The 22,308-nt window shown below is 44.6% G+C and carries 18 protein-coding genes; all 18 read right to left on the bottom strand.

What is annotated here, in order from left to right; translation table 11 throughout:
• Positions 1-3: 3 nt before the first annotated feature.
• Positions 4-1,224 carry a cell division protein FtsZ gene (gene ftsZ, locus WSWS_RS02395; RefSeq protein WP_070229764.1) on the bottom strand — a complete coding sequence of 407 codons (1,221 nt, stop codon included), beginning with the start codon at positions 1,222-1,224 and terminating at the stop codon, positions 4-6.
• A 118-nt stretch (positions 1,225-1,342) separates the two neighbouring features.
• Positions 1,343-2,695 carry a cell division protein FtsA gene (gene ftsA, locus WSWS_RS02390; protein ID WP_070229763.1) on the bottom strand — a complete coding sequence of 451 codons (1,353 nt, stop codon included), beginning with the start codon at positions 2,693-2,695 and terminating at the stop codon, positions 1,343-1,345.
• 246 nt (positions 2,696-2,941) lie between these two features.
• The gene (locus WSWS_RS02385) at positions 2,942-3,850 is read right to left on the bottom strand and encodes a cell division protein FtsQ/DivIB (RefSeq protein ID WP_070229762.1); all 909 of its coding nucleotides are present in this window, start codon (positions 3,848-3,850) and stop codon (positions 2,942-2,944) included.
• A 21-nt stretch (positions 3,851-3,871) separates the two neighbouring features.
• Positions 3,872-4,975 (bottom strand): undecaprenyldiphospho-muramoylpentapeptide beta-N-acetylglucosaminyltransferase, encoded by a 1,104-nt coding sequence (murG, locus tag WSWS_RS02380; RefSeq protein ID WP_070229761.1) that lies wholly within the window; start codon positions 4,973-4,975, stop codon positions 3,872-3,874.
• A 2-nt stretch (positions 4,976-4,977) separates the two neighbouring features.
• Positions 4,978-6,333 (bottom strand): UDP-N-acetylmuramoyl-L-alanine--D-glutamate ligase, encoded by a 1,356-nt coding sequence (murD, locus tag WSWS_RS02375; protein ID WP_070229760.1) that lies wholly within the window; start codon positions 6,331-6,333, stop codon positions 4,978-4,980.
• A gap of 52 nt (positions 6,334-6,385) precedes the next feature.
• Complete coding sequence (gene mraY / locus WSWS_RS02370; protein WP_070229759.1) at positions 6,386-7,384, bottom strand: phospho-N-acetylmuramoyl-pentapeptide-transferase; 999 nt, start codon at positions 7,382-7,384, stop codon at positions 6,386-6,388.
• A gap of 40 nt (positions 7,385-7,424) precedes the next feature.
• Positions 7,425-9,572, bottom strand: a complete 2,148-nt coding sequence (locus WSWS_RS02365; protein ID WP_070229758.1) for a penicillin-binding protein — start codon at positions 9,570-9,572, stop codon at positions 7,425-7,427.
• A gap of 94 nt (positions 9,573-9,666) precedes the next feature.
• Entirely contained in the window at positions 9,667-10,038 is a 372-nt protein-coding gene (locus WSWS_RS02360) for an FtsB/FtsL family cell division protein (RefSeq protein ID WP_070229757.1), read from the bottom strand.
• 25 nt (positions 10,039-10,063) lie between these two features.
• On the bottom strand, positions 10,064-11,008 hold the full coding sequence (gene rsmH, locus WSWS_RS02355) for a 16S rRNA (cytosine(1402)-N(4))-methyltransferase RsmH (RefSeq protein ID WP_070229756.1): 945 nt from the start codon (positions 11,006-11,008) through the stop codon (positions 10,064-10,066).
• 22 nt (positions 11,009-11,030) lie between these two features.
• Positions 11,031-11,462, bottom strand: a complete 432-nt coding sequence (mraZ, locus tag WSWS_RS02350; RefSeq protein WP_070229755.1) for a division/cell wall cluster transcriptional repressor MraZ — start codon at positions 11,460-11,462, stop codon at positions 11,031-11,033.
• A gap of 389 nt (positions 11,463-11,851) precedes the next feature.
• Positions 11,852-12,235: a hypothetical protein gene (locus WSWS_RS02345; protein ID WP_070229754.1), complete on the bottom strand. Its 384-nt coding sequence runs from the start codon at positions 12,233-12,235 to the stop codon at positions 11,852-11,854.
• Positions 12,236-12,237: 2 nt separating this feature from the next.
• Positions 12,238-12,987: an RsmE family RNA methyltransferase gene (locus WSWS_RS02340; protein WP_070229753.1), complete on the bottom strand. Its 750-nt coding sequence runs from the start codon at positions 12,985-12,987 to the stop codon at positions 12,238-12,240.
• Positions 12,987-13,943, bottom strand: a complete 957-nt coding sequence (prmA, locus tag WSWS_RS02335) for a 50S ribosomal protein L11 methyltransferase (protein ID WP_070229752.1) — start codon at positions 13,941-13,943, stop codon at positions 12,987-12,989. The genes WSWS_RS02340 and prmA overlap by 1 nt, the downstream gene beginning before the upstream one ends.
• 238 nt (positions 13,944-14,181) lie before the next feature.
• Complete coding sequence (locus tag WSWS_RS02330) at positions 14,182-16,032, bottom strand: beta-glucoside-specific PTS transporter subunit IIABC (protein ID WP_070229751.1); 1,851 nt, start codon at positions 16,030-16,032, stop codon at positions 14,182-14,184.
• 104 nt (positions 16,033-16,136) lie between these two features.
• Positions 16,137-16,979, bottom strand: coding sequence for a PRD domain-containing protein (locus tag WSWS_RS02325; RefSeq protein WP_070229750.1), 843 nt, complete (start codon positions 16,977-16,979; stop codon positions 16,137-16,139).
• 174 nt (positions 16,980-17,153) lie between these two features.
• Positions 17,154-18,611 carry a glycoside hydrolase family 1 protein gene (locus WSWS_RS02320; RefSeq protein WP_070229749.1) on the bottom strand — a complete coding sequence of 486 codons (1,458 nt, stop codon included), beginning with the start codon at positions 18,609-18,611 and terminating at the stop codon, positions 17,154-17,156.
• Positions 18,612-19,092: 481 nt separating this feature from the next.
• The gene (gene pyk, locus WSWS_RS02310) at positions 19,093-20,511 is read right to left on the bottom strand and encodes a pyruvate kinase (protein WP_070229747.1); all 1,419 of its coding nucleotides are present in this window, start codon (positions 20,509-20,511) and stop codon (positions 19,093-19,095) included.
• A gap of 311 nt (positions 20,512-20,822) precedes the next feature.
• Entirely contained in the window at positions 20,823-22,289 is a 1,467-nt protein-coding gene (locus tag WSWS_RS02305) for an amino acid permease (RefSeq protein ID WP_070229746.1), read from the bottom strand.
• Between the last annotated feature and the right edge of the window lie 19 nt (positions 22,290-22,308).

Genomic DNA, 22,308 nt, shown 5'->3' with positions numbered 1-22,308 from the left:
TCCTTAGTTCTTATCGCGGTTCTTGAATGAGAAGAACGGTGGCCGTTCGACTTCTTCTTCCGTTGTATCGCTTGAACCAGTATCGAAACTTTGGGCAGATGCTGCGGGCTCGTCAAATTGCGCAGGCGTCGTGTCACCAATCGTGTTCCAAACAGCAAAGGGATCATTGGATGATGCAGGTGTTGACGTTGCCTTAGTCGGCGTCTCTTCCGTGGATGTTGTTGTTTTTGTATTAACATTCAAGTCGGCAACGGGACGTTGCACAGCTGGCCGATCAATACCAGTTGCCACAACTGTGATGGCAATTTCATCTTGCATGTCTGGATCGATGGTTGTTCCAAAAATCACGTTGACATCTTCACCAGTCGCTGCGATAACTGCATCTGCTGCCTCTTGTGCAGCCCACAAAGGCATGTCCATGCCACCCTTAACTGAAAGCAAAACGTCCGTTGCACCTTCAATCTTTGACTCCAATAATGGTGATTCAATGGCTTTGCGTGTGGCATCAGCCGCAGCAGATTCACCTGAAGCAACACCAATACCCATCAAAGCTGTTCCCTTATCAGCCATGGTTGTCTTGACGTCAGCGAAGTCGACGTTAATTAACCCAGGATTAGTAATCAATTGTGAAATGCCTGAGACACCATCAACCAAGACTGAATCGACCAACTTAAACGCATCCAACATGGAAGCCTTCTTGTCGACAATTTGCAACAAGCTATTGTTTGAGATGACGATCAACGTGTCGACATTTTCTTTCAGCTTAGCTAAGCCCTCAGCGGCAGCCTTGCCACGCTTAGGTCCTTCAAAACTAAATGGCCGTGTCACCACACCAATGGTTAAAGCACCAGAGTCTTTAGCAATTTTAGCAACCACCGGTGCGGCACCAGTTCCAGTGCCACCACCCATACCGGCCGTCACAAACACCATGTCAGCACCGGCCAGCGCGTCTTGCAATTCTTGTTCTGATTCCTTGGCAGCAGCCTCACCAATTTCTGGACGTGCACCAGCGCCTAATCCACGGGTTACTTTGGTACCAATTTGAATTTTAATTTCAGCTGGTGAGGCATCCAATGCCTGTGCATCCGTGTTAGCAACGATAAATTGCACACCATCGGCTCCCGCAGCGACCATTTGATTGATGGCATTTCCACCACCGCCACCAACACCAATAACTTTGATAGTGGCACCATATACTTGGTTGTTATCCATTTGCAAATCCATGAGAAACTCCTTTATGTCATGTAATTTTTTTCATTCACAGAGTTATCTTGCCAGATTTCCATTGATTGATAGCGAGAAAACTCTCTGGCCAATCAACGGAAACCTGGGTTGACTCCGTTTAGTCTTCTTTTTCGAATGAATCAGCGACAACCCGCTTAATGCGTTCCCAAAGCGAAATTTTTTCCTGTGGCTCGGCCTCAGAAATCGGTTCTGTGACTGGCTTTTCACTTTTTACTTTAGCTTTAGCTGCCTTTGGGGATTCACGCACTGGCTGAACGGTTGTGCGCCGGGCCTGTGCAAAAGTCAATGGTAAGCCATATAATGCTTGTTTGACGATCAATTCGACCTGTGATTGTTGGGCAGCATAATGGACGATTGACCAAGCACCCGCATAACCAGGATGGCCTAGTCCAATATCACTTGGTGAGAAGAGCCGTACCTTGACGCCATATTCACTGGCAATCTTAGTTTCAATGCCCCGTAAGGCCACCCCGCCACCGGTAATAATCACACCACCCGGCATCTCAAATCCTGAAACCTTGGTTAGCCGATCACCCAGCTTACCGACAATTTGTTCAACCCGGGCCTGAATAATTTCGGCTAATTCAGCTTCAGAAATTTGCATTGGGGTCTCTTTACCAACAACATTTAACGTTAATTGGTTCTTAGCATTGGCCAATTCAGCGGTTGCGACCCCGGCATTTAACTTCAATTCGTCCGCATCATGCACCCCGATGTTCAAGACAGTACTAATATCACGCGTAATATTATCACTTCCAGCGGGGAACGTGGAGATGTATTTGACTTGATGATCTTGGACAATCATCGCGGTGGTCCGACTCGCACCCATATCCATCAAAATCGTGCCAAAATCTTGTTCAGCATCTGATGGAATCGTTTGGGTATACGCTAACGGTGCTAACACAAAATCACGAACGGTCAACCCAGCACGTTCGATCGCTGCGCGTAGGTTTGTCAGATACGGCCGAGCGCCAATATAGGCTAAGCCCTTCATCGTTAGGTGGACACCCACCATGTCATTTGGATCTTGGACCCCGTCAAAATCATCAACCACGAATTCGGTTGGTTGTAAGTCGATCACCGTCCGTTCACCAGCCAGTGGAATTTGAAGCGCGCGATCCACGGCTGCCTGGACGTCAGCATATGAGATATGCTGACTATCTTGAACCGCAATTGTGCCAGAAACATGTTGCATCTGGATGTCTGCGGCGTGAATATTGGCAATCACTTCACTAACCTGCACCCCGGTTTGTTCGACAACTTGATCAAGTGCCGCTTGAATATCTTTGGCTGTCGCCTCAATGTCGACTACCATGCCCCGTTTGACACCATGTGAAACTGTGCGTCCAACGGCGATGATGTTGACTTGTTGATTGCGAACATCGGCAACTAATACTTTCACCGTATTAGTTCCAACGTCCAGGCCGACGATAAGACCATGGTTTGCCATATCAAGGCCTCCCTCTTCATTTTGATGTCATTCTGTGAAATTATAAACGCATTCTGCATTTGGTTTTATATTCAATCTTTACTAATGCAATAAAAACATTATTAATAAAATAATACCATAAAACACGCCGTTGCTTCTACACATACGGCGTGTTTTATGGCAATTTGTTCAATAAGTTGACAAAATATCCCTGATTAAAAATGTATATTCGTTCTAACTTAACGATTCACGATAGAGCAGCCGTTTTTATTGTCCATACGGCGTGGCAAATGCACCAACCTGCAAGTCAATGACCCCATTTTCTGACATCTGGGCAATCATGGCTGGATAATATTTCAACTTTCTAGCTAGTTGATTAGAAGAAACTAACACTTCATTACCATCATCCATGAAGAGGATCAACCGTTTGGGATTTTCCTTAGTGGGCGAATATGTAATCTCAGAAACCGATGTCCGAATCGGTCGGTCAAGTTGGCCCAACTGTTTGACGACTGATTTCAATGTCGGCACATGGCCGTTAAAATCATTAAATTCCGGTAAATCCAACACGGAATAATTCTTTGCATCGACGATGACTTGGCCATCAGCTAATAGGAAATAACGTTTATTATGCCGTTCAAAGTAACCGACTTTTAGATTTTCCTTCACCAGGACGTGCACCGTATTGGTACTATCCACGCTCACGCTAATATCTTTAATTAGCGCATTTTTCTGCGCATTTTGGCGATAATAATTACGTTCAGTTTGAAGAAAAAAGATGGATTGGCCTTTGGTCAAACGCGCCGATTTTAACACCTCAGTTTTAGTCATTTGTTCTAACCCAGTGACGGTGATCTTTTGCACGCGCATCAAGTTTGAATTAAGCACAAGCAGAACCACCACAATCGCAACTAAGCTACTGAGCACTTTTAATGCCGTGCTTTCGTATGGCATGAGGTGAAAGGTTGGTCGCCAGCGATAGCTTGGTGCATCGGTCGTTTTCTGATTAGCCTCGCGATCAACTTGTTCGGATTCCGCGGTTGAACCACTCGCGACATCATCTGCAACCGTTGGTGTCGGCTCCACTTCCCCCGCAAGGAGTTTGTCGAGATGATCAAGACGTTCACGATTCGACATTTTCTTGTCCGAATGATTTAATTGTTTTTCTTCATCCATCTCAACCCACTCCTTTCGTCATTATTTGACCGTTGACTTGATGAGCTTAATAAATTCATCAGCGGCATCACGAACACCTAATTGTTGTGACATCATCGCCATATTTTCACGATATTTAGGATCTGTCATGAGATGATCCACTGTGGCAAATAAGGTCGTTCCTGTCAAAAACGCCTCAGTAATCATTTCCGCTGCCCCAACGGCGACTAAACTTTGGGCGTTCTTAGTTTGGTGGTCATTCGTGACATATGGGCTTGGGATTAAGACCATAGCCTTACCCAAAGCCGTTTGTTCAGCTAAACTTGTCGCCCCAGCTCGGCCGACTACGACATCTACATGGGGCATTAAATGGGGCATATCAGCAATATACGGTACAATCGCGACGTTTGGTGCGACTGTGACCTGCTTTTCTTGCAACCATGCCTGGACATCACCAAAACGCTTTTTCCCAGTCGCAAAGATGACCTGATAAGGACGCCCATTGAACTGTTGGATTGCTTCGGCAACAGCTTTATTAATTCGTGGTGCCCCTTGTGAACCACCAAAAATCAACACAGTTGGCACCTTTGGCTGAAGACCCAAAGTCGTCACATCAAAACGCGCTTCATTTTCGCCAGCAACCACTTGTTGGGCGCGCGGATTACCCACGACTTCTGCTAACCCAGGTTTAAATTCCTTTAGTGCTGCTGGAAAAGCGACGCCAACTTTAGTGACATGCCGCGCTAAAAATTTGTTTGTCACCCCAACCACTGAATTTTGTTCATGGAGGACAGTTGGAATCTTCAATTGTTGGGCGGCATACAAGACCGGACCCGAGACATAACCACCCGTGCCGATCACGACATCTGGTTGGAATGCTTTCAATAATTGCTTTGCTTTATGCGTCGCCGTCAAAAAAAGATAAATTGTGCGGGCATTTTCTAGCGATAGTGACCGGACAAAGCCCTGTATTGCCAGTGCCTTGAAGGCTAACCCTGCAGCCGGTACAATCTCTTTTTCTAAACCACGTTCACCACCAATATACAACACGTCCAACGTTGGATCCTGCTTCTGCCATGTTTCAATTGTGGCTAGTGCAGGATAGATGTGACCACCCGTTCCACCACCTGAAAATACAACCTTCATTTTTATTCCCCTTGTTTGTGTGTCTCAATATAGTCATGAACGGCTTGCATAAACTGTTCACCGCGCGTCTCGAAATTTGGATACTGATCCCAGGAAGCTGCCGCTGGTGAGAGCAAGATGACGTCACCTGGTTCACTCATGGCAAACGCTGGTGCCACGGCTGCTGGCGCATTCTCCACCGTCATCGTCTTTAAGCCCGCTGCTTTAGCGGCGGCGGCGACCTGTGGCCCATTTTCACCAAACGTGATGACTGCCCGGACATGCTTTTGCATTGCCGGGATCAAGCGCGTTTGATCGTCGCCACGGTCCAGACCGCCAGCTAGCAAAATAACGGGTGTCTCAAAACCTGATAAGGCCATTTCCGTCGCCTCAATGTCCGTGGCTTTTGAATCGTTATAAATTTTGCGACCAACAAACTCAGTCACAAATTGCAAGCGATGTGCTACCCCGTTAAATTGACGCAAAACGGCGGCAATCTTTGCAGTTGGAATATGATTTAACTTACCCACGGCAATCGCAACCAAGGCATTTTCGATATTATGATCACCCGGTACGCCAATTTCATTAGCCGCCATGATTCGTTCATCCTTAAAATAAAGATCACCATCTTGTAGGTAAGCACCGGCGTGTGACAAGTTCAACCGTGAGAATGGGATGATTGTCGCTTGCGTATGCGTTGCTAAAGCCTGCCATTCAGGTCGATCCCAGTTAAGAATCAAATAATCGGCAGGTGTTTGGTTGCGGGTAATGTTCAACTTGGCCTCGATATAGGCATCCCGATTACCATGCCAATCCAAGTGTGATGCAAAGATATTTGTGATCACGGCAATATGGGGATGTGCCGCCGGTGTCCCAAACAATTGGAAACTGCTTAGTTCTGTCACCATCGTATCCTGGACGGTCATTTGCGGCGCCGTTTCAGAAACTGGAACGCCAATATTACCTGCGACATAGATATGGTGTTCGTCGGTCTCAGCCTGCCGTAAAACGGCTGCCACCATTTCAGTTGTGGTCGTCTTACCATTTGAACCAGTGATGGCAATCCAATCACCCACAAGGTATTTCTGGGCCAATGCGACTTCCACCACAATCTCAATGTGACGCACCTGGGCTTCTACTAAAATTGGGGCTGTATAGGGAATGCCTGGATTCTTAACCACCAAATCGATGCCATTTAATAAATCATTGGTTTGTGTAGTTGTAAAGTGCACCCCCGCTGCCGTTAGTGACTGGACCCGTGCGTCTGTCATATCCAACTTGGGATCAGATACCAGCACCTCAGCACCTTCTGCATGTAAAAGACGTGCCGCAGCAGCGCCTGAACGAGCAAATCCGACAACTAAAACATGCTTAACCATAATGAATTACCTTCTTTTTTAATATATGTATTCGGGTAAAACCCGACACTTCTTAATTAAAAACCAAGAAGTAAATTAATGTGGCGACCAATCCAACACCCCAGAAGAAGGCATCAACTTGCCATTCATTCCATGGCTTGTCTGGATTCATGGTAATGCCGCCCTTTTCGAATGCATGATGAATGGGGGCCATCAAGAAAATACGCTTCTTGCGGTAGTGGTATGACGTCACCTGAATGATCACCGTCAACGTATCCACAAAGAATACCAACCCAATCAAAATTAACGACCATTCAACGTGCAATACTAACGCATTCATTGCCAACCCAGCTCCTAAAGCCAGCGAACCCGTGTCACCCATGAAGATGGTTGCTGGATAATGATTAAAGGCAAAGAAACCAACTAACGCACCAACCATGACAGCATTCAACAGTACTATCGGTTGGTTACCTTGTTGTAAGGCAATCACCAGATAAGCGACATACGCAATCACAGCAGTACCGGTGGCTAGCCCATCTAGTCCATCTGTCAAATTAGTCGCATTTGACCAACCAACGAGCCAAATAATCGTAAAGATGCTATACAGCACCACGCTGTGGATATCCGGCAGCCCAAATGGCAAATGCACAATAAATTCAAACCGGCCAGCGGCCAGAATGACCACCGCCAATATCGCGGCGACGATTTGGGCCGTCAACTTGGGAATGAACCGTAATCCCTCATCACGATGATTAAAGATTTTGACACTGTCATCGAAGCCACCCACAATCGCATAGATCACGATAGCGAGGAGCGTTGCCCAACCACCCGCACTCTGGAAATGGAAGCCAAACACAAACATTAATACCGTATAAGCCACTGCGACAACTGCAATGAAACCTGCGCCACCCATGGTTGGCGTGCCTGCTTTAAACGCATGTTGTGGGCCATGTTCATTATCACGAATTACAAGTTGTTGCACCTTGATACGTTTAAACCAATCACGCAACAATGGTTCAACGATAATCGTAGCGACAAAGGCTACGATCAGACCGGTTAACCAAGCCGTCATCATCTCTTCCTCCATATTTCATCAAACTAGATATTTGTCCTTATTTCTTCGGTGTTTTAAATTCTACCGTAATTTCATGCACACCGCTATCAAGACGCGTCGTCGCCACAACGGATTGTGCGTAGACAAAACCGCTACCCGTCATATTAATCTTGATATCTGCCAACTTTCCCCATGCCGTCACATCATTTTTAGACCAACCATGCATATTAGGAACAGTGATCACTTTACCAGTGTTGATGAAAACCTTTTGTTTTTGTAAAGTCTTCGTACCTGCTGCCGGATATTGCGCCTTAACCGTATCACCAGTTCCTAACACCTCCACTTGCAGATTATTGGCCGCGATTTCTTTCTTGGCCGTCGTCACGTTTTCACCCTTCAAAACAGGCACCTTGATTGTGGCTGACTTACTAACTACCACTTTATTATCTGAGGCATCCATCTTCAAAGCTTGTTGCATGACAGACTTAAAGACCGTTGACATTGACGTTGAGATATCGTTCGTGTTTTTTTGTGGTCGCTTCACCACAATGTACATCATGTAGCGCGGATTATCCGCTGGAGCCATCCCAATCCAGGAGTGGATTTCGTTGGTGTTATCGCCTGCCTGACTGTAACCAGCCGAAGTGGCAATTTGCGCCGTCCCTGACTTTCCAGTTGTCCGCACATTCGGAATGGCATACATCGAACCGATCGCCTTAGCTGAATAAATCACCGCTTCTAATTGTTTACGCGTCGCCAAAGCCGTCTTAGCTGAGATAGGCTTGGCGACCTGCTTACGCTTGGCACTGTAGATTATTTTATGTGTATTTGGGTCAACAATTTTTGAAATCACATGTGGTTGAATCTCAGTACCATCCCCCGCAATGGCAGTATAAGCTTGGATCATTTGCAGCGGGGTGACCTTGATACCTTGACCAAACGCGGTATCGGCTTGTTCAATGGGGTAACGGAATTGGATGTTCCCCACTTCTTCACCTAACAAGCCTGACTTGGTTGACTTCAAGAATTTGAATTTATTGATGTACTTCCGCCAAGTCGTGGCCCCCATCTTTTGTTCGGTCATCGCCATCGCCACGTTTGATGATAAGGCAATCCCATCAGAATAACTAATGGTCCCCCAACCCACACCGTCATTCCAGTCAGTAACTTTTTGCGATCCAATCTTCAAAGTACCAGATTTATAGGTCGCACTGGCATCCCAATTACCGGAATCAATCGCCGCTGCTAGGGTGATTCCCTTCATGACTGAACCAGGTTCATAGGCTGATTGCACTAAGAGATTCTGCCATGAATTCGTAAAGCCCTTTGTGGCGTTAAACGTTGGTCGCTGTGTTTCAGCGACGATATTGCCAGTTTTGGTATCCACCACAACTGCAAGCGCTTGTTCGGGGGCGAGATGTTCGTCCAAGTCGTCCATTTTGGTTTCCAGCAATTGCTGTAACTTCATGTTCAAAGTCGTATAAATATCGTACCCATTCTTAACAGCCTTGGTCCCCTTAGTGGCTTCCTTATCGGCGGCATCCAGACTCGTCTGCTTGATACCATTCTTACCCGCTAACTTCTGATTAAACGCCGCTTCGATACCGATGAATCCTTCAACCTTATCTAACCCAGTTTCCGAATCAGTCACCGTTTTTGTATATCCAATCAAATCAGATGCGAACTGGCCATTTGGATAAAGCCGTGCAGGGTGTGATTCAAAGGTCAACCCCTTAATATTTAACTTCATGAGCGCTTTATGATCGCTCTCCGACAAATTAGACCCACGCGTACTAAATTCAACTTGGTATTGTTCATTTTTAATACCGTCACGCAAAGTTGTCGCATAAAAACTCGTCTTACCACCCAATTGCTTCTTAAGGAGCTTAGCGACATGCGTGACTTGTTTAGGTTTGACATAATCACCATCGGTCTGTTTTTTGACGACCGCCGCAATGGTGTAGGTTGAGGCGTTTTCTGCCAGCACGTTCCCCACTGAATCATAGATGGCACCACGTTTTGCTTGAATGATGTTTTGTGAACGATAAATCTGTTGCGTTTGTGCTTTTAGATCACGACCATCAACTTTATGCGTCGTCGCAACCCTGGCATAGACAGAAGCCATCCCTAAAATGGCAAGCACCATCGCCCCGAAGGTCAAGAATGTTGCAGTTTGTGATTTAGATGATTGCCGTTTTCTCGCCATTTCGTATTCCTTGTCAAATGTATTCTACTTACCATTGTAAACAAAATTAGGCTTTCTCACAATTTCTTGCTAAAGAAAGCCTAATCTAATTACTTTATTTTACATTTTTGATATTGCCATTTTGCAATGTCAAACCTGCTTTACTGGCGACTTTATTTAAACGAGTTTGGGTCGTTAAAGCACTAATTTCTTCTTTAAGGGTGTTGTTTTTATCACGCACTGACTGTGTTTGCACCGTGGTAGTTGCGGCCAATTGATTGGCTGTTTCGATTTGGGTATTGACAACCGAGTAGCAAATAAAGGCAGTCAAAGCCACAATACCCGCTACGATATACCATAAGAAATCTTGCAAGCGCATCGGAACTGGTTGATTGGCCACACTAAAACGACGTTCAGAAGGTTTGGCCTGGACACGACGCCGCTTGGGTTGTTCTGGATATGAAATTGTTCTAACAGCTTGCGCCATGGTCAGTCCTCACTCTTTCTAATAACTAACGCAATCGTTCAATTACTCGTAACTTGGCTGAATGCGCCCGATGATTGGCCGCCATTTCCATTTCAGAAGGTACAATCGGCTTGCGATTAATTAGTTTATAATCTGGTTGCATTTCATCTGGAATAATGGGAAGTCCACTTGGTAATTCTGGTAAAGTCGTCTTTTCTTTAAACATCGTCTTCACTAAACGATCTTCTAACGAATGGAAGGTGATGACCGAAATACGACCACCGACTTTTAACAGCTCCAAGGCTTGTTGCAGTGACTCTTCCACTGCGCCTAATTCATCATTCACCGCAATCCGAATTGCTTGAAATGACTTTTTAGCGGGATGACCGCCCGTACGACGGGCCGGTGCTGGAATGGCTGACTTAATGACTTCGACTAATTCAAAAGTTGTTTCAATTGGTTTGATGGCGCGTTCCCGTTCGATCGCGCGGGCAATCTGTTTGGCAAATTTTTCCTCACCATATCGTGACAAGATTCGCATCAAATCATTAAAGGGCCATTCATTAACTACCGTGCGCGCTGAGAGCTCCTGGCCCTGGTTCATCCGCATATCAAGTGGGGCATCGTAATTATATGAGAATCCCCGTTGGCCATCATCGAACTGAGGTGATGAGACACCTAAGTCGTAGACGATACCGTCGATTTCATGCACGCCCACTTCAACTAAGGCCTCAGCTAAGTTGCGAAAATTACTTTGAATAAAGTCGATTTTTCCGGCTGCTAATTCAGCCGCAAGATGTTCACGGTTGTAATTAATCGCCGTCATGTCTTGATCGAATGACCATAATTTACCGGTTGTCAAATGGCTCGCCAGTAGTTGAGAATGACCGCCACCACCAAGGGTTGCGTCCACATAAACGCCATCAGGCTTGATGGCCAAATTATCGACAGCCTCGTTCAATAAAACTGTCACGTGATTAAATTCAACCATCTATCCATCCACCATTTCTTAGTTAAAAATCAAAATCCAAATTTTCGGCAATTTCATCGAAATCTTCGGCGGTTGCCTCGTTATATGCCTTAAATTCATCGGCGTCCCAGATTTCAAAGGAATTTTCGCCTGTTCCGATAATCACGACGTTTTTTTCAAGTCGAGCATATTCTTTTAAATTACCAGGAATGCTGACACGACCTGTTTTATCAAACTCAGCATCCGTCGCACCACCGATGATAAAACGCTGGAACTGACGGACTTCTTTGCGCGTTGACTTCATCGCACTTATTTCGGCCATGAATTGTTCCCAGCCCTCTTGTGTAAAGGCATGGAGGGAATGCTCCATCCAATTAGTGATGACAAACTTATCACCTAATTGATTACGGAATTTTGCTGGGATAATTAAACGATTTTTGGTATCAAGGGTGTGCTCGTATGTACCTATAAACATCGGCCACAACCCCCTTTCCAAAATTTCACGTTTCCCAACAAAGAAAAAGTGCATTTGAGTTTTTTAGTCGACATGTCTGTAGGTATAATTTACCACTTTTCCCCACTGCTTACCACATACTGACACTATCCCCCACCACGTTTTTAGGCATTAAAAAAGCGACGAATGCCCTAAGCAAGGCATCCGTCGCACATTATTTCGATAACATTACAATTTACCTAAAAATTGAGTCATTCATCTCACCGTGACGATCGTTGCTCTAAACCCTGGTATGATCACGTTAGTCCCTTATTTTCGATTTTAGTCGATGACGCTTTTTGTGGGGAAAAGTGGGGGGAATAAAAAAACACAACGCTACATGTTATCAGCGTTGTGTTACTAAATATTATTTATAGGTCTTGCATACCACCATCAACTGGTAGTTGATCTTCGATATCAATTTCTTTTTCTTGACCTCGCGTGAAGGCGAATAGTTCAATCACCAAGTAAGCTAAGGCTAGGTAGTAGCCATACATTTTTGAATTGATGCCCAACCAAACTGAAATCAAAAAAATCAACGGCCAAACAATTAACAAGATTGAGAACGCACCATGGCGGCGCAAAAAATTACCGACATAAATGCTAAACAGCATGTTAACTATGAACAAGGCCACCATCAACTTCACGTTTACCCATCCGCCTGGTAATAGATTGAAGATCAGGGGCAAAAGGATCCCAACAACCGGTAGCCAAATCCAAAATTTCCAACTAAGTACTTCGCTTATACGTTTCATAGTTATCCTCCATTTCGTTCTAATTCAGTCGCGTAACTTAATGCGCTCAGTGCATACAAAGGTGCTGTCTCAGCTCGCAATATCCGTGGTCCTAAGCCAACTGGCACAAAACCACGAGCAGTCAAGGACGCCAATTCGGTTTCCTTTAAGCCACCCTCTGGTCCAAACATGATGGCCATCTGACCAACGCCAACTGCTTGTTTAACTGCCTGCACAAATTGGGCCGTTTCACCCTGTTTCGCACTCTCTTCCCACGCCACCACTTTGACTGTGTCATCAGCTAGGTTGATATCCTGCAAATGAGCAACATAGGTCACCGTTGGAATGACTAACCGATGACTCTGCTCGGCAGCCCCTTGGGCAATTTTACGAAGGCGGGCCAACTTGCGATCCACTTTATTGCCCCAGTGTACCACTGACCAGTCCGTTTCAACAAAGATAAATTGGCTGGCGCCTAGTTCGGTACCTCTTTGCACAACCAACTCAGGTTTATCACCCTTTGCCAATCCTAGCACCAGTGTCACTGTAACTGGTAACTCGACATCAACCGTCTTTTCAGTGATGATTTCCATCAATGCACCTTCATCTTTAAAAGCCACTAATTTGGCAAGCACCACTGTTTTTTGATCAGGTAACACAAATTCGGCTTGATCATCGATGTTTGCGCGGAGCACTGTCACAAAATGATGGGCGACATCCGCAGGTAATTGAAACTGCTGTGTCGGATTTTCATTTAAAAAATATCGTTGCATTAATCAGCGTCCTCAACTGGTACTTCAGCCACAATGCCAAACCAATCACCTAACTGGCTCATCTCAATGACTTGGTAACCATTTTCTATTAATAATTGCTTAATAGTTTCAGCCTTATCAAAGTAAATCCCAGACAACAAGATCTTCGTACCCGGGTGCACAAACGCACTCATTTGTGGCACCAGTGGCACTAACACTTCAGCTAACATATTTGCGATAATGACATCGAATTGTTGCACTCGCACATCATTTAATAGGTCCGAAGCCAATACTTCAATATCGGTCGCCGCTGGATTCAAATCCAAATTCAACTGTGCAGAACGGACCGCAACTTCATCAATATCGGTCGCTACGACCGCTTTGGCACCCAATAGTTTTGCTGCAATGGATAGCACCCCTGAACCCGTCCCCACATCTAAGACCTGTTCACCACCGCGGAGATGGACTTCTTCTGCCTCAAGCATCAACCGAGTTGTTGGGTGCGTACCAGTACCAAAAGCCATGCCCGGATCCAAGACGATTTGTTGCTCCCGCTCATCAGCCGGCGTGTAGGTTTCCCACTTTGGCACGACCGTCAAATAACGCGTCACCCGGACAGGATGATAGTATTTTTGCCACACCGTCGCCCAATTTTCCTCATCGACCTTGGTCGTATGCACCAAACCAGGGGCCGCGTCCAATCCAAAGGCTGCCAAGCCATGTACTCGCATCTGTACGTCATGGATGACTTCTGGCAAATTGACATCTTCAATAAAATAACCCGCCACCTTAGCACCGGTTTCCAAGTGGGCGACCGTATCCCAGTCAACCATGACTGTCGCATCATTTGGTTCAAAATTTTGGACATCGGCCGCGTCCTCAATTTGAATTCCTTCAGCCCCAGCTTCCATCAAAATATTACTAACGGCTTCAACAGCTTCCGTTTGGGTGTCGACAATAATTTCTTGCCAAGCCATATCGGGTACCTCGTTCATCATTTATTACATATAGCATACCATACCCACTATCCTGCGACTTCAATATTCGTCATCTTTTAAAATTTTACCCCCTGCCTTAACCAGGTAAACAGTAAACAGCAAACAGACGACCACTAAAAGTGGTCATCTGTTGAGTAACTTAATTTTTTTAAGTCTGCACACCCATTTACCTGAAACGCCTGCATCATCATCTTTGATGAATCAGCCTGCTTTCAACTTAAGCTTGTGGTTGTACTTGGGGCTTTAATGCAAGCACCCATTGATTGCTAGCTGCGGTTTCTTGTGTTTCCTCAACCTGATAATTAGCCGTATTTGTGACAATGACCATCACCGTGGTGTCATAGCCGGCTGCAGCAATCGCTTGCCGATCAAATGTCAACAACTTATCCCCAACTTTGACCTTCTGGCCCTGTTGGACAAACTGCTCGAAATGTTCACCATTTAACTGTACGGTATCAATACCAACATGGAGCAAAATTTCAGCACCGCTATCAGAAATCAAGCCCACGGCATGCTTACTTGGATAAACCGCTACGACGGTACCGTCAACTGGTGACACTAGATCATTTGAATCTGGCACGATCGCAATTCCTGAACCCATCGCACCACTTGCAAAGACCTCATCTTTAACAGCTGATAATGGAATAATTGTGCCAGCGACTGGCGCCATAACTTGTTCTTCATGGAAGTCAGTCAATTTTTCTGATTCTGCTACATCAACACTCTTTGGAACACCAAAGAAATAAGTCAAGACAGTAGCCAAAACAAAACTGATACTAATACCAACGACTACACTGACGAATCCTTTACCTAGATAAGTTGGTAAAGCTAAAATACTAGGCAAAGTGAATGCTGTCGCTTGTGCACCACCGATACCAGCAATCGCACCACCAATCGCACCGGCAATTGAGGCAAAAATGAAAGGCTTCTTCAACTTCAATGTAACCCCATAAATTGCGGGTTCAGTGATTCCTAAGATACTAGTCACAGCCGCTGATCCAGCTAACGACTTCATCTTCTGATCCTTAGTCTTTAAGAAGACACCTAGAGCGGCTCCGGCCTGTGCCAAGACGGCAACAGCCAACATTGGTAGCATATAATCATGACCAAGTTGACCAATATTGTTCGTCATAATTGGCACGAAAGTCCAGTGAATTCCAAAAATAACAAAGACTTCCCAGAATCCGCCTAGCACAGCACCAGCTACATATGGAGCAACATTGTAGACACTTTCAACTGCTGATGACAAAATTGAACCAAGACCTGTTCCTAGTGGTCCAACAACGAGTAAGGTCAACGGTACCATGATAACCAAACTAAACATTGGTGTAAGAATGTTACGAATTGATTCATGGAACATTTTATCTAGCACTGGTTCCACATATGATAATAGCCATACGGCCAATAAAATCGGAATCACACTTGAACTATACGTGGTACCCACCACGGTGATGCCCAAAAAATCAACGGGCTTTGATCCAGCCAAAAGCGTTACCAAGCTAGGATAAAGCAATGACCCAGCCAACGCCGCTGCCACGTATTGATTGACTTTCAGCCGGGCGGCAGCTGTAAATGCTAGGAAAATTGGTAGGAAGTAGAAGAAGGCATCCCCAGCGGCATACCAGATTTGATAGGTACCACTTGTTGTTTGCATCCAACCAGCCGCAACTGCCAATGCAAGTAATCCTTTTAACACACCCGTACCAGCCATCGCTCCCAAGAATGGCGTAAATACACCTGAGATGAAGCTAATGAACCGATTTACAAGACTTTCTTTGGTTTTTTCGGTTGTGTCAGTCGTTGTTTGCTGATCAGCATCATCTAAGCCAGCCGCTTTGGCCAATGGCTCAAACACTTTGGCAACTGAATTACCAATGACCACTTGATATTGGCCAGCTGATTTAACAACTGTCACAACACCAGGCATGTCGTTAATTTTTTCTGTATTCGCTTTGTCCTCATCCTTTAGCTTAAAACGTAACCGGGTGGCACAATGCCAGGCGGTATTAATATTCTCTTTGCCGCCAACTTCTTTTAAAATATCCTTAGCAAGTCCTTCGTAATCCATGTTCATTCCTCTTTTTTTAAAATAAAAAACCCAAAAGACGCCACTCAAAAATGTGTCTTTTGGGTTTTGCCTAATTGAATAGTAACAATCCCGTGATTTAATTCTTAGTGATCCAAAATCCGTTGCAAGTGCATTGTTAAATAAACTTTTTCATTGTCATTGACCTGTCGCCGCGTTTGCTTGGCAACATAAGTAATCACATGTTGAGCACAAGTAAATGCGGCTACATAGCGTTGCGCCATATGCTCGGCCATCACGCGATCAAACGAATTTTCAACTTCGTCTTCCACGTGATTTCCTAGCAAACGATCGACAAAGAAACGTAAATGGACGATTAATCGTTGATAATTCAATTCTGATTCATCAATATTGGGTAATAATTCATAACGAATAATGGTCAAGATACCTTCGATGAGTTGGATCATTTGCGTGGCCCGTTCATTTTCTTGCGGACCATTGCGCTTTTCAACAAATTTTAAAGCGATAAACCCAACTTCATCTACTGGTAATTTAATATTTAGCCGTGTTGCAATATAGTCAACCGCCAACTCGCCGATATGATACTCTTCTGGATAAAAATGTTGCGTTTCCCATAATAACTCATTTTTAATCGGCAACTTACTTTGCCAACGTGTCACCGCATATTGAATATGATCGGCTAATCCAATGAGTAAATAATCATCAAAAGTTGTCGCTAAATGTTCTTCAGCCATTGTAATAATATGTGACGCAATTTCGATATATTCCGATGAGATAGAATCTGTCAATTCATTGAATAGTTTTATCCACTGGTCATCTTGCGGATAATACGATTTTTCGATTTTGCTCACATCAATCTGTCCACCTATTTTCTGTTGAAAGCCAACCCCTCGACCAATCACAATCAGCTCTTGCGAGGCTTCCTCAGCTAGTAAAACATTATTATTAAAAATCTTTTTAACCAGCACAGCCGTTCCTCACCTCACTTTAACAAAAAATAAAAACCAAACAATGACATAATATCGCTAAACTAATAACAAATATATTATGCACTCATCGTTTGGTTTTGCCCACTATCATGGTAACAATCCAAGTTTATAATCTTATTATAACTCACTTTGTAAACGCTTACAATATCTAATTTACAAATTTTCGCCATTTGTTTTAATGACATCTTGATACCAGAAGAAGGAGTCCTTCTTGATGCGATCAAGGGTACCCTGACCATCATCATCTTGATCAACGTAAATGACCCCATAGCGCTTGCTCATTTCTGAAGTACTAAAACTAATCAGATCAATTGGTGACCACATGGTGTAACCCATCAGATCAACACCATCGATAATGGCTTCCTTCATTTGTTCAATGTGTTGTTGCAAATAGTCGATACGATAATCATCATGAATTTGACCATCACTGGTCAATTCATCAACGGCCCCAAGACCATTTTCAACAATGAATAACGGTTTGCGATAACGATCCCATAATTCATTTAAAGTAATCCGCAAGCCAACTGGGTCCATCTGCCAACCCCAGTCGGACGCTTTCAGATAGGGATTCACACCCGCCATGGCCATATTTGCATCGGTCACATCATGGGTATCCACGCTAGTCGTACTAGAAGTGTAATAGCTAAAGCTCATATAATCGACTTTACCCGCTGCTAAAGTGGCCTCATCTTCCGGCGCAAAATCTAACACAATGTCATGCGCCGCAAAATAACGATTCATATACTCTGGATATTCACCACGAACCTGAACATCGGCGAAAAATAGATTCAATTGATCGGCTAATTGCGCTGCCTGAACATCTGCTGGATTAGGGGTTAATGGATAGGTTTGCATGCGAGCCAACATCATCCCAATCTTTGCATCGGGATCGAGTGCATGAATTTGTTGTACCGCAATGGCACTGGCGACAAACTGATGATGAATTGCTTGATACCGAATGCTTAATTGTTCATTTTCAGGTAGGCCAAAATCAACCGCACCCGTAGCATGGAAGCCCCATTGGGCAGCGTTAATTTCATTAAAGGTCATCCAATAGTTGACCTTGTCATGATACCTTTGGAAGACAACTTCAGTGTAGCGTGTGAAGTCCTCGATTGTTTTCCGATCGAACCAACCATTACGTTCAATCGTTAAGTTAATCGGCATTTCATAGTGTGATAACGTCACGATCGGCTCGATACCATACTTATTTAGCGTATCAAAAATCTTATCGTAGAAGGCTAAGCCCGCTTCATTGGGTTCACTTTCGGTGCCCTTTGGAAAGATACGCGCCCAGGCAATCGATAAACGAAATGCTTTAAGGCCAAGCTCTGCTAGTAGCGCAATATCTGACTCATAGCGATGGTAAAAATCAACACCACGCCGTTTTGGATAACGGGCATCGGTTGTATCTGCCACCGCTGCTTCAATTGAAGCCAACGTGGCTTCGGCAATATTCATCCGTCGATCTTCAGATTTTGGTGTGACTTCCGCTTGTGTCAGCCCTTTATTATCTAAATTCCAACCACCTTCAAATTGACTCGCCGAGGTGGCACCACCCCATAGAAAATCGGTGGGAAATCCAGTTGGAATTTGTTTACTATAAGCCATGTTTTCTCCTTATTTAATACAATTGACGTTTCACGCTTAACCGACTATCACCATTGGTATTGTATACCGGGTAAGTGGGCACCAGCCGCACTGGTGACCTAACTTCAGCTAGTGAATGCTATTGAACCATCATTCACTAGCGCCGTCCAACCATCGTTCATGCCAAAAATAAAAACCAAACAATCGCCATAATATCTTTCGTGGAACCACAAAAAAATCATGCGCTAATCGTTTGGTTTTGCCCACCGCCGTGGTTACAATCCAATTTATGGTTTTATCATAACTCATTTTGTAAGCGTTTGCAACGCCCGTTTTTACCTTGTGTCTGCCAATTATGATTTTGGGGCACGATGCCAAAAGTAGCTGATATGTCAGTTGACGCCACAAAAAAAGACGCACGCTTTTAACGTACGTCTCTTCAATAATCTTACCGATAACGCCAGCATATCAACCATAATATGGGTAGCGCTGATTAGTAAGTTTAGTCGATTGTTTGGATTGTCATCAAGTTAGTTGAACCAGCGGCTTCCGCAACACCAGCGACCACGATGATCTTATCACCCTTGACTGCCAAGCCCTTTTCAACTGCCAAATTCTTGGCGGCTGCGATCATGGCATCAGTGTCAGCTGGTGCTTCAGCGATAACTGGTTGCACACCCCAGTACAGCATCAAGCCCTTTTCAACCTTCTCATCGTACGTCAATGCCAAAATATCAGCATTTGGACGGTACTTTGAGATCAACTTAGCTGTGTAACCAGACTTAGTTGAAGCCACAATGGCCTTGATATCAATGTTCTTAGTTGCTTCGGCAACGGCTGCAGCGACTGATTCAGTCGTGTCTGACGCATCAAAGTTATCAACGTGACGGCCGTTCAAAGCTAAGGCTGATTCAGCCTTTTCATCGATACGGGCCATCGTTGCAACGGCTTCGACAGGGTAATCACCATTAGCTGATTCACCTGACAACATCGTTGCATCAGTACCATCAAAGACAGCATTAGCAACGTCGGAAGCTTCGGCACGTGTAGGACGTGGGTTTTCTTGCATTGAGTCCAACATGTCAGTCGCAGTGATCACTGGCTTACCAGCCGCGTTCATCTTGCGAATCATTTCCTTTTGAACCAAAGGAACATTTTCTGCTGGAATTTCAACACCCATGTCACCACGAGGAACCATCAAACCATCAGAAACAGCCAAGATTGCATCCATGTTGTCGATACCTTCTTGAGATTCGATCTTAGGGATGATTTGAACATGTTCGTTACCAGTCTCTTCCAAGATGGCACGAATTTCCAACACGTCTTCGGCTTTACGAACGAATGAAGCAGCGATGTAGTTAATACCTTGCGTCAAACCAAAACGAATGTCATCCGCATCCTTTTCAGTGATACCTGGCAAGTTAATTGAAACACCAGGGGCGTTAACACCCTTACGTGATCCCAACAAACCGTGGTTTTGAACTTCAGTAACTAATTCCTTGGTTGCGTCATCCTTTTCAGTGATGACCATGTCCAACTTACCGTCGTCAAACAAAACATGACCGCCGACCTTCACGTCGTCGTACAATCCTGGGTAAGTCACCGCAATCTTTTCTTTGGTACCTTCCAAAGAATCATCCATTGAGATGCGAACAACATCACCAATGTTAAATTCGATCTTACCAGTTGATTGAACAGTAGTACGGATTTCAGCCCCCTTCGTGTCCAACAAGATTCCGACACGCTTGCCAGTAACCTTTTCAGCTTCGTGCACAGCGTTCATACGACCCATGTGCTCTTCGTGGTCTCCGTGTGAGAAGTTAAAACGCATAACGTTGGCGCCGGCGTCGATCAACTTGGCAATCGTCTCTACATCGCTTGATGCAGGTCCAAGTGTTGAAACAATCTTGGTCTTCTTCATGATTTGAAAAATCTCCTTTTATTTTGTCGGTAAATAACATACCTAACTAGCACTATTGTAACGTTTTTCTGCAAAAATGTCATTAAAATATGCGGTATTTCACAAGCGAAAATCCCCGTCAAATTAGGCTTTATAGCCTGTAACGCATTGCCACAATAATGAAAGCGGATACAATTAATTTTTATAAATTTACTTATGTGAAAAATTCACTTGTAATACTCTTTTTTAGAGTATTACAAATATTTTTTGTCAGAGCTAACAAAAAGCACCCCGAATATTCGAGGTGCTCGTCGCTAATCTTGTGATATTTTTTATTCAACGTCAGAGTGTGAAGATGACAAATCGATATCTTCCAACTTACGTACCCGACTCTTATTCTTGATTTTGTAACTAAAGTACAACACTAAGAATAATGGTACTGACATGTAGGTCGTAATAATCGCTTCCCAGTTCCAATGCGTGATTGAACCGGCAAATGAGCTGGTATCTTGTCCGATCACAACGACGAATGACAAAATCAAAGCCAAAATTGGTCCAAATGGGAACCACTTAGCATGGTAACGTAATTCTGAAACACTATGTCCTTGCTTGATCCAAGCCCGGCGGAAACGATAATGTGATACCGCAATCCCAATCCAAGCAATAAATCCGGTCAACCCTGAAGCAGCGACTAAGTAGTAGTAGATGTCTGGTCCCAAAACACTTGTCAGGAATGAGAACAAACCAACGGCCACTGTCAACAATAAGGCCGGTACAGGAATACCGGTACGAGTATTGGTCTTACCAAAAATTTTTGGTGCCATCCCCTTTTGCGCCATTGACCACAACATCCGTGATGAAGCGTAGACGCCTGAGTTAGCTGACGAGATGACTGAGGTCAAGATGACCGCGTTCATTACTGAGGCAGCCAGGGCAAACCCTGCTTGCTTAAACACCAGCGTAAATGGTGACACGGCCACATTTGATTCTGAAGCCTTTAATAATGATGGATCCTTATAGTTAATAATTGCGCCAATGATAAAAATGGCTAAGATGTAGAACAACAAGATTCGCCAGAACACTTGTGAGATTGCCTTTGGTACTGAGGTTTCTGGTGTTTCTGATTCACCAGCAGTAATCCCAACCATTTCAGTTCCTTGGAATGAAAAACCAGCGACCATAAACACTGACAAAATACCAGCCGCACCACCAATGAAACCATGGTGACCATCTGCGGATAAGTTGTTGGCCACATCTGGTTGGTTACCCATGATCCCAAGGATGGTTAGCACACCGACAATCATGAACAAAATGACCGCAATCACCTTAATCAAGGCCATCCAGAATTCTGTTTCACCATAGGCCCGTGCTGAGAACAGGTTGATCAAGGTAATCAAGAGCAACACTGCGCCGGCCCAAATCCAACCAGGAATAGATGGCCACCAATATTGCATGACCACGCCGACGGTCGCTGCTTCAACCGCAACCGTGATGGCCCAGTTAAACCAATAATTCCAACCCATAGCAAAGCCAAACGCCGGTTCAACATACTTGTCTGCGTAGACTGAAAACGAACCAGAGACTGGGTTATGGGTCGCCATTTCACCCAAGCTGGTCATAAGAAAGAACACCATCGCACCCATGACTGCATAAGCGGTTAACGCGCCCAACGGTCCGGCTTGCGAGATCGTCGCTCCTGATGACAAGAATAACCCCGTTCCAATCGTTCCACCTAAAGCAATCATTGAGAGGTGTCGTGTTTTCAACGTACGCCTTAATCCATTTGATTCTTGTGACATTACCAATTCTCCTTCCAGA

Source organism: Weissella soli (genome assembly GCF_001761545.1).
Classification (GTDB): Bacteria; Bacillota; Bacilli; order Lactobacillales; family Lactobacillaceae; genus Weissella; species Weissella soli.
Note: the sequence above shows the minus strand (reverse complement) of the source record. Positions and strands in the feature narration are given on the sequence as shown.

Excerpts from the sequence above, each read along its gene's own strand:
- ftsZ (WP_070229764.1), bottom strand. The coding sequence starts at position 1,224 with ATGGATTTGCAAATGGATAACAACCAAGTATATGGTGCCACTATCAAA.
- ftsA (WP_070229763.1), bottom strand. The coding sequence starts at position 2,695 with ATGGCAAACCATGGTCTTATCGTCGGCCTGGACGTTGGAACTAATACG.
- WSWS_RS02385 (WP_070229762.1), bottom strand. The coding sequence starts at position 3,850 with ATGGATGAAGAAAAACAATTAAATCATTCGGACAAGAAAATGTCGAAT.
- murG (WP_070229761.1), bottom strand. The coding sequence starts at position 4,975 with ATGAAGGTTGTATTTTCAGGTGGTGGAACGGGTGGTCACATCTATCCT.
- murD (WP_070229760.1), bottom strand. The coding sequence starts at position 6,333 with ATGGTTAAGCATGTTTTAGTTGTCGGATTTGCTCGTTCAGGCGCTGCT.
- mraY (WP_070229759.1), bottom strand. The coding sequence starts at position 7,384 with ATGACGGCTTGGTTAACCGGTCTGATCGTAGCCTTTGTCGCTACGATT.
- WSWS_RS02365 (WP_070229758.1), bottom strand. The coding sequence starts at position 9,572 with ATGGCGAGAAAACGGCAATCATCTAAATCACAAACTGCAACATTCTTG.
- WSWS_RS02360 (WP_070229757.1), bottom strand. The coding sequence starts at position 10,038 with ATGGCGCAAGCTGTTAGAACAATTTCATATCCAGAACAACCCAAGCGG.
- rsmH (WP_070229756.1), bottom strand. The coding sequence starts at position 11,008 with ATGGTTGAATTTAATCACGTGACAGTTTTATTGAACGAGGCTGTCGAT.
- mraZ (WP_070229755.1), bottom strand. The coding sequence starts at position 11,462 with ATGTTTATAGGTACATACGAGCACACCCTTGATACCAAAAATCGTTTA.
- WSWS_RS02345 (WP_070229754.1), bottom strand. The coding sequence starts at position 12,235 with ATGAAACGTATAAGCGAAGTACTTAGTTGGAAATTTTGGATTTGGCTA.
- WSWS_RS02340 (WP_070229753.1), bottom strand. The coding sequence starts at position 12,987 with ATGCAACGATATTTTTTAAATGAAAATCCGACACAGCAGTTTCAATTA.
- prmA (WP_070229752.1), bottom strand. The coding sequence starts at position 13,943 with ATGGCTTGGCAAGAAATTATTGTCGACACCCAAACGGAAGCTGTTGAA.
- WSWS_RS02330 (WP_070229751.1), bottom strand. The coding sequence starts at position 16,032 with ATGGATTACGAAGGACTTGCTAAGGATATTTTAAAAGAAGTTGGCGGC.
- WSWS_RS02320 (WP_070229749.1), bottom strand. The coding sequence starts at position 18,611 with ATGGCTTATAGTAAACAAATTCCAACTGGATTTCCCACCGATTTTCTA.
- pyk (WP_070229747.1), bottom strand. The coding sequence starts at position 20,511 with ATGAAGAAGACCAAGATTGTTTCAACACTTGGACCTGCATCAAGCGAT.
- WSWS_RS02305 (WP_070229746.1), bottom strand. The coding sequence starts at position 22,289 with ATGTCACAAGAATCAAATGGATTAAGGCGTACGTTGAAAACACGACAC.